This is a genomic window from Ruminobacter amylophilus, from assembly GCF_900115655.1.
Classification (GTDB): Bacteria; Pseudomonadota; Gammaproteobacteria; order Enterobacterales; family Succinivibrionaceae; genus Ruminobacter; species Ruminobacter amylophilus.
Genome location: NZ_FOXF01000032.1, coordinates 19,083 through 27,805, shown reverse-complemented (window position 1 = coordinate 27,805; position 8,723 = coordinate 19,083). Strand labels below are relative to the sequence as shown.

Here is an 8,723-nt window from a genome sequence, read left to right as displayed (position 1 = left end):
ATGTATGAAGGCCGATTACCAGACTGATTTCCGGTATGAACAAAAGACGGAAGCTGAAACTTCCGTCTAGGAATTATTTTGTTTTTTAATAAAAATAGTTAAATTTCAATAGAAATAATTGACTATTTTATTTATAAAACATAAATCTTGACTTATAAAAACAAACAGGTAATATTAATAACACCAAAGCAGTAACCGGAAGGTCACTGCTTTAAAAAATTCTCAGGATGTTTTTCTATTTACAGAAAGATTTTCACATACTCTAGTATGTAACATGGTTTTTAGCAAAAATAACTAAGACTTAATTCTTTCTCCAGGTTGTGCCATTAGGGCCATCTTCTATTACAACCCCCATATCTGCAAGTTTCTTTCTTGCAGCATCAGCAACTGCCCAATTCTTTTCCTTTCTTGCGTCATTACGTTCCTTGATGATAGCTTCTATTAAATCTACATCAACGTCAGACTTATCAACAGCCCCCTTAAGGAATTCTTCAGGATCCATTGCCAATAAACCAAGTACGTCACCGAGTTCCTTCAGCAGACCAGCAAGTTTTCCTGCCTTTTCCTTGTCAGAACTCTTTAATGTGTTGATTTCTTTTGCAAGATCAAACAAAACGGCATAGGCAAGAGGTGTATTGAAATCATCATCCATAGCCTGCTTGAAACGGACAAGATATTCTGAATCATGATCGGGCTCCAGTACATCAACATTTCTTAATGCTGTATACAATCTTGATAAACCTGCCTTTGCCTGATCAAGGTTATCCACAGAATAATTTAATTGACTTCTGTATTGAGCGCTCAGAAGAAAATAACGCAGAACTTCACCGTCATATTTTTCTAACAATTCACGAATAGTAAAGAAATTGCCCAAAGATTTGGACATTTTTTCCTTATTGATCATCATCATACCGGAATGCATCCAGTACTTCACATAATCAGAATGTAATGCACAGCAACTCTGGGCTATTTCATTTTCATGATGAGGGAAAATAAGATCTGAACCACCACCATGAATATCAAATACTTCGCCCAAATACTTATAATTCATTGCTGAACACTCAATATGCCATCCAGGACGACCTTTCCCCCAAGGAGAATCCCACATTGGTTCGCCAGGCTTGGACATTTTCCACAGAACAAAATCATAAGGATTCTTCTTTGCATCCTCAATATTCACACGGATACCGGCCTGTAATTCGTCAAGATTCTGACCAGATAGTCTGCCATACTGAGGGAATGAATCTATTGAAAACATTACATCACCATTGGATGCAACGTAGGCATTACCATTTTGAATGAGTTTGCTCACCATATCGATAATAACATCAATATTGTGTGTTGCCTTCGGTTCTAAATCTGGACGCTTTATATGAAGAGCCTCGAAATCCTTATACATTTCTTCAGTAAGACGGTTTGTAAGACTTTCACATGATTCGTGATTTTCATTGGCTCTCTTAATAATCTTGTCGTCTACGTCAGTAACATTACGAACATAGGTAACGTCATATCCGGAATAGCGAAGATATCTGACAATAGTATCAAAGCAAACAAAAGTTCTGCCATGGCCGATATGACACAAATCATATACGGTTACCCCACATACATACATTTTTACTTTGTTTTCAGATAAAGGAACAAACTTCTCCTTTTTGTGAGTAAGTGAGTTATATATTTCCAACATAAAAACCTCAGTTGCTTTTCTATTTTTCAGTTTGTGAAATTGGGATGTACTGATATAAAAATCCTTCATCCTTTGTATCACACGATATTATTCGCTAATTATATTTTTTTACCACATTATTTTGCAAGAAACAAAATTGTCTAGATAATTTGAATTTTTTTATATTTCTGTAAAAATCGCCAAAATACAGTGATAACAGTAACTTTACTGATAACAATGCATCATTCTTGCATCTTCAATGACAAAAAAAGTCTTATGTACATTTGCCTTAATTTGTAGGAGAGTTTAAAATTGCTCCATCTTATTACAAATGCACTCATTAAGTGCTTTATTTTGGTTCACAATACGGACGGAATGCCGTTTAAGTGAAATAAAACACATATTTCTAGTCAAATGTGAAATGTGGCACATTTCTCGCATTTGTACTTATGAACTTTTTTATAATTTTACTTTTTCCTTAACTGGAGGATTTTTTAATGGCAGTAGCTGACGTATTAAATAAAATTAAAGAAGAGAACGTAAAGTTTGTTGACTTACGCTTCACTGACACTAGAGGTAAGGAACAGCACATTTCTATTCCTGCTTCATGTATCGATGAAGACTTCTTTACTGACGGCAAAATGTTCGATGGTTCATCTATGTGCGGATGGAAGGGCATTAACGAATCAGATATGATTCTGATGCCTGATGTTGACACTGCATTAATTGATCCTTTCTATGCCGACAAGACCATGTTCATCCGTTGCGATGTTCTTGAACCAACTACCATGCAGGGCTATGATCGCGACCCAAGATCAATTGCAAAGAGAGCAGAAGAATACCTTAAGTCTTCCGGCATTGCCGACTATGCCTTGTTTGGACCTGAACCAGAATTTTTCATATTTGAAGACATCCGTTTCAAGACAGACATGAGTGGTTGCATGGTATCAATCGATGATCCTGAAGCAGCATGGAACTCAGCCACTGAATACGATGGCGGCAACAAGGGACATCGTCCAGCCGTTAAAGGTGGTTACTTCCCTGTTCCTCCTGTAGATTCCTCTCAAGATATCAGATCTGCAATGTGTCAGACCTTAGAAGAACTTGGTCTTAAGATTGAAGCTCACCACCATGAAGTGGCTACATGCGGTCAGAATGAAATTGCAACCGTTTTCAACACTCTTACCAAGAAAGCTGATGAAGTGCTTATTGAAAAATATGTTGTATGGAACGTAGCTAACGAATTCGGCAAAACCGCAACCTTTATGCCAAAGCCTATTGCCGGCGATAACGGCTCAGGTATGCACGTTCACCAGTCACTCGGTAAATATGACGAAAACGGCAAGATGGTTAACCTGTTCTCAGGCGACCTTTACGGCAATCTTTCTCAGATGGCTTTATGGTATATTGGTGGTATTAAGAAGCATGCAAAGGCTCTTAATGCGTTCACAAACCCATCAACAAATTCATATAAGAGATTAGTTCCAGGTTTTGAAGCACCTGTTATGTTAGCTTACTCTGCTCGTAACCGTTCTGCATCAATTCGTATCCCATGTGTATCAAGCCCTAAGGCTGTAAGAATCGAAGTAAGATTCCCTGACTGTACTGCTAATCCATATCTTGCATTCGCCGCTATGTTAATGGCTGGTTTAGATGGTATCATCAACCACATTGATCCGGGTGAAGCAATGGATAAGAATCTTTATGATCTTCCTCCAGAAGAAGAAGCAATGATTCCTCAGGTTTGTGGCTCTCTTGGTGAAGCTCTCAGCAGTCTTGAACAGGATAACGAATTCTTAACCAAGGGTGGTGTATTCTCTGAAGAATTCATTCAGTCATACATTCAGCTTTTAAAGGGCGACGTAGATAAACTTCACATGATTCCGCATCCAGCAGAATTTGAACTTTACTATTCACTCTAATATAAGAATATTGGATATTAATTGAAAATATTTTAATAATTATAAAAAAGAGCTGTTTTTCGGCTCTTTTTTTTTGCATAATCGAATTTAGAATAATAGCAGTCATTGTATTTCTCCGAAGAGGATAAAAAAATGAATTTAACAAAGATTATCATTTTTTCATGTGTATTATTAGGTATCTCCTGCGTGCAGGCTGAAGACGTTTACAAATGGGTAGACAGTAATGGTGTTACACACTATGGCGACAACCCTCAGAACAGCAATAAAAAAGCAACCATGGTGAATGTACAGACTCCTAAGCTTGGAAACGTATCTGTGCAAAGTAGCAGTTCTACTAGCTACACACCTCAAAGACCACCAGTCAGAGCTGATTTTGGTAATCAGAACTTAAATTACAACATTAGTATTTCTTCTCCATCAAATGGTGAAGAAATCAGAGCAAACAACGGCACAATTGTTGTTTCTGCAAACGTAACCCCTAAACCACAGGGAAATTATGCCATTCGTGTATTCATTGACAATTCTCTTTACGCCTCCTCATCTAACACTCAGCGCGTAGAAGTCGAAGGTGTTCCTCGTGGTGAACACACCATAATGGTGAAACTTCAGACTCAAGATGGCAAAATAATTGCATCAGAACCGATCAATGTTGTCGTATTACGTGTCGTTGCCAAAAAATAGTAACTTACAAATTGCTTTATGGGCACCATAATAAGGCAACAATGTTTTATTATGGTGCTTTTATTTTGTGAGAATTAAAAACAATGACAGATAGTAACATTGCAGTTTGCGCCTTGGATAATATGTTTACGGCTGTAATAATGCTGGATCATAAGCTTAAGGTAAAGTACGCCAACAATGCTACCGAACAGATATTCAGAATGAGTCCAAAAAAGTTTCTTGGACGAAAACTTGATGAAATTTTTGATTATACCAATTTTGATTTTTCTAGACTTCTCGCATGTCATTCCAAAGACATGGGATACACAGATTACGAAGTTACCTTTGTCATTGAAGCGTCGCCTGTCATAGTCGAAGTCACAGTAACCCCCATAACCGACAACAATCCTCAATGTGATATTCTCCTTGAGTTCAGAAAAGTTGAACTTCAACGTCGAATGAACAAGGATAGAGAGCAGTATTCTCAGCAGGAAGCAGCAAGAGAGCTTGTCAGAGATCTTGCCCATGAAATCAAAAATCCTCTAGGAGGACTAAGAGGAGCCGCTCAACTGCTCGAAAGACAATTCAAAGGACAAAACGATGTCAAAGAATACACTTCTATCATTATTGAGCAGGCTGACAGATTAAAAAACCTTGTCAATAGACTCCTTGGTCCCCAGAAAGCTTCCCCTCATGTAATGACTAATATCCATGTTATCCTTGAGAAAGTCCGTAAGCTTGTGCAGGTAAATTTGCCGGAAAACATAAAAATAGTTAGAGATTACGATCCTTCCATTCCAGAACTCTCTGTTGATCCCGAACAGATTGAGCAGACACTTATAAACATTGTATGTAATGCAATATTAGCTCTGCAGGAAGATAACACGGCTAACGGAATTATCACTCTCAAGACAAGAACAGCATACAGAGTAAGCATATACGATACCATAGTCAAACTGGCTCTTGTAATAAAAATATCCGACAATGGTCCTGGAATTCCTCCTGACATAAAGGATAAAATATTCTACCCTCTGGTAACACGACGGGAAGGAGGTACGGGCCTGGGACTTGCCATAGCACAAAATATAATTAATCAGCATAACGGAAAAATTGAATGTAATAGCTGGAAAGGTTATACAGAATTCACAATTTACATTCCAATAAAGGAGTAAGTATGAATAAGGAAGTATGGATAGTTGATGATGACAGCTCAATCAGATTTGTTTTGGAACGAGCTCTCACCCAGGACGGATATGTATGCCAATGCTTTGAAAATGGGGAGAAACTATTACAGGCTCTTAAGACATCATCTCCTAAAGTAATTATTTCAGATATCCGTATGCCAGGTATTGATGGGCTAGAGATGTTGAGAATTGTTCATGAACAAAACCCCAACATACCAGTCATTATTACGACTGCTCACAGTGACCTCACAAGTGCTGTAAATTCATATCAGAGCGGCTCTTTTGAATATCTGCCTAAACCTTTCGACATTGACGAAGTACTTGATATTGTCAAAAAGGCAGAAGCAAGTTACAAAGAAAAAATGAATATCGAATCTAACGATGAGATTCATGAAAATCTTGAGTCTGAAATTATCGGAGAATCACCTGCAATGCAGGAAGTTTTCAGGGCTATCGGACGTCTTTCTAAATCATCCATTAGTGTTCTAATCAATGGACAGTCCGGTACAGGCAAGGAATTAGTCGCACATGCGCTCCACAAACACAGCATCAGAGCCAATAAACCGTTCATTGCATTGAACATGGCCGCCATACCAAAAGAACTTATCGAATCAGAACTGTTTGGTCACGAAAAAGGAGCCTTTACAGGAGCGAATGTTTCAAATCAGGGAAGGTTTGAACAGGCTAATGGTGGCACTCTATTTCTGGATGAAATCGGAGACATGCCTCTTGAAGCTCAAACTAGATTACTGAGAGTTTTGGCTAATGGAGAATTTTACAGAATCGGTGGCCATCGCTCCATTTCCGTTGATGTACGTATAATTGCAGCTACCAACCAAAACCTTGAAAAAATGGTAGCAGAAGGAAAATTCAGAGAAGATCTGTTCTACAGACTCAACGTTATCCGCATACATATCCCACCACTTAAGGAAAGAAAAACGGACATTCCTCGCCTTGCACGACGTTTTTTAAATGTTTCAGCAAAGGAATTAAATGTAGAAACAAAAATTCTTACCCCCGATGCAGAAGATTACTTATGTAATTTTCCTTGGCCTGGTAATGTAAGACAGCTTGAAAATGTGTGTCGTTGGCTAACAGTAATGGCATCAGGAAAAGAAATTTCTGTTAACGACCTGCCTGAGGAATTAAAGAAAAAAGAAGATAATTCTTCCAGTGCAGCAGAAAAACAATATGGTGATATGTCAAATAAACTGCCTTTAGATCTGTCCTGGCAGAATCTGCTAAAAGATTGGGTCAGTCAGAAACTGCATGAGGGATGTACCGACATTCTTGCTGAAGCTCAGCCTGAATTTGAAAAAGCATTGATTACCACTGCCTTACGTTACACACACGATCATAAACAGGAAGCGGCAAGACTTCTCGGCTGGGGAAGAAACACTCTCACAAGAAAGCTTAAAGATTTAAATCTTGAATAATCTCAAGAACCGGTATCATACATGATGCCGGTTTTCCTCATACACAATCTGAACTTATTCCTAATTCTATCAACTTTTTACAAAGTACATGGAAATAGAGTAAAATTGTACAGTAGTTATTAGATTTTATTATTTGAATGCTTAAGTTTGATCATTCAAATTCATATTCACAAATAATTTAATGGACAGAATATTTTGAAAGTTGTAGTAAAAGCACCATTCTGGACAAAAATATTGTATGGGATAGGCATTTGTTTCCTTCTCGTTGGTATATGCTGTCATTTCTTTGGTTTTCCTGAAATTCCCCCTATTTATATGCCTTTTTTCCTAATTGGAGGCGTTAGTCTTATTATTCCTTATCAGGCATATTATATTTATGAAATTTTGAAATACAGACCTAAAACTTAACAGCTTTTGGCTGTCATACCTCCACAGAGAACAGACAAATGATAAATTTTCAGAAAACACACTTTATTACAAGTGCACCTGACATTACCAAGCTTCCGGATGATACCGGTATTGAAATAGCTTTTGTTGGCAGATCAAATGCGGGAAAGTCAACTGCTCTTAACTGTATTACAAACCAGAAGAATCTTGCCAAAACAAGTAAAACACCAGGAAGAACCCAACTTATCAATTTGTTTGAAATTGAAGAAAATAAAAGAATTGTGGATCTTCCAGGATATGGATATGCCGAAGTTCCATTAACAGTAAAAAAGAAGTGGCAACGATCACTTACTGAATATCTGCAAAAAAGAAAATCTCTAAAGGCAGTCGTTGTTCTGATGGATATACGACATCCGCTTAAGGATTTGGACAGACAGATTATCACCTGGGCAGCACTGGCCAACATTGAAGTACTCATTATTTTGACTAAAAGTGACAAGCTTGCCAATAATGCAAGAAAGAATGCCATAAATGATGTCAAAAGACAGCTAATAGAATTTGGATGCACATATAATTTGGTCGCTTTTTCAGCACTCAGCAAACAGGGACTAAACGAAATTAAGGAAATTCTCAACCGTTTTTACAGTGAATTTCAAGAAACAACTGCATTCCCTGATTTTCCTGATAATGACGAAGAATCTGATGAAGAACTGGATATTGACGAGCAGGCTTGGACAAAAGGTTACAAGGAAGAACAATGAAAGGAACCCTATATATAATTTCATCTCCTAGCGGAGCAGGTAAATCTAGCTTATTAAAGGCTTTATTTGAGCAGCATAATAATGACAACTCCATGTATTTATCAGTTTCCCATACCACGAGACCTCCAAGACCTGGCGAAGTAGACCATGTGCATTACCACTTTGTCTCTGTTGATGAATTCAAAAATCTGATTAATCGAAACGCTTTTTACGAATGGGCCCAGGTTTTCGACAAATATTACGGGACCTCAAAAGAACTGGTTCAGCAAGCACTGAATAACGGACAGGATGTTTTTCTGGATATTGACTGGCAGGGAGCCAGACAGATGAGAAAAATGGAGCCTGAAGCAAAAAGCATATTCATTCTCCCTCCTAGTCTTGAAGAGCTGCACAATCGACTGGTTAAAAGAGCTCAGGACTCTGAAGAGGTCATTGCTAACAGAATGAACAAAGCCCAAAGAGAAATCTCTCACTATAACGAATACGATTACTGCTTGATTAACGATAATTTCGAAAAAGCCCTTAATGATTTGTGGTGCATCATTAATGCAAATCGTCATTCACGCACAATTATAGAAAACAATGAAAAAGCCATACTTGATAATTTGTTGGCAAATTACACTGAACAGAATAATTAATCATGTATATCCGAAATTTCATTTCGGAATATTTGGATAGTATTTATCAGAAATGAAAAAACTACTTTGTTC

The 8,723-nt window shown here is 37.7% G+C and carries 7 protein-coding genes; 6 read left to right on the top strand and 1 reads right to left on the bottom strand.

Annotated features, from left to right (window positions below; all coding sequences use genetic code 11):
• Window positions 1-301 precede the first annotated feature (301 nt).
• Window positions 302-1,684, bottom strand: coding sequence for a cysteine--tRNA ligase (gene cysS / locus BMY80_RS08235; RefSeq protein WP_093142679.1), 1,383 nt, complete (start codon window positions 1,682-1,684; stop codon window positions 302-304).
• Between the two features lie 476 nt (window positions 1,685-2,160).
• On the opposite strand from cysS, the gene glnA reads away from it, so the two are divergent.
• The 6 genes from glnA (at window position 2,161) to gmk (ending at window position 8,651) form a co-directional block, all read left to right on the top strand.
• Entirely contained in the window at window positions 2,161-3,585 is a 1,425-nt protein-coding gene (gene glnA, locus BMY80_RS08230; protein WP_093142676.1) for a glutamate--ammonia ligase, read from the top strand.
• Window positions 3,586-3,717: 132 nt separating this feature from the next.
• The gene (locus BMY80_RS08225; protein ID WP_093142673.1) at window positions 3,718-4,266 is read left to right on the top strand and encodes a DUF4124 domain-containing protein; all 549 of its coding nucleotides are present in this window, start codon (window positions 3,718-3,720) and stop codon (window positions 4,264-4,266) included.
• Between the two features lie 83 nt (window positions 4,267-4,349).
• Window positions 4,350-5,417: a nitrogen regulation protein NR(II) gene (glnL, locus tag BMY80_RS08220; RefSeq protein ID WP_031578718.1), complete on the top strand. Its 1,068-nt coding sequence runs from the start codon at window positions 4,350-4,352 to the stop codon at window positions 5,415-5,417.
• 2 nt (window positions 5,418-5,419) lie between these two features.
• Window positions 5,420-6,865 carry a nitrogen regulation protein NR(I) gene (gene glnG / locus BMY80_RS08215; protein ID WP_093142671.1) on the top strand — a complete coding sequence of 482 codons (1,446 nt, stop codon included), beginning with the start codon at window positions 5,420-5,422 and terminating at the stop codon, window positions 6,863-6,865.
• Window positions 6,866-7,311: 446 nt separating this feature from the next.
• On the top strand, window positions 7,312-8,013 hold the full coding sequence (yihA, locus tag BMY80_RS08205) for a ribosome biogenesis GTP-binding protein YihA/YsxC (RefSeq protein ID WP_031578715.1): 702 nt from the start codon (window positions 7,312-7,314) through the stop codon (window positions 8,011-8,013).
• The gene (gene gmk / locus BMY80_RS08200) at window positions 8,010-8,651 is read left to right on the top strand and encodes a guanylate kinase (RefSeq protein ID WP_093142668.1); all 642 of its coding nucleotides are present in this window, start codon (window positions 8,010-8,012) and stop codon (window positions 8,649-8,651) included. Before yihA ends, gmk begins: the two co-directional genes overlap by 4 nt.
• Window positions 8,652-8,723: the final 72 nt, after the last annotated feature.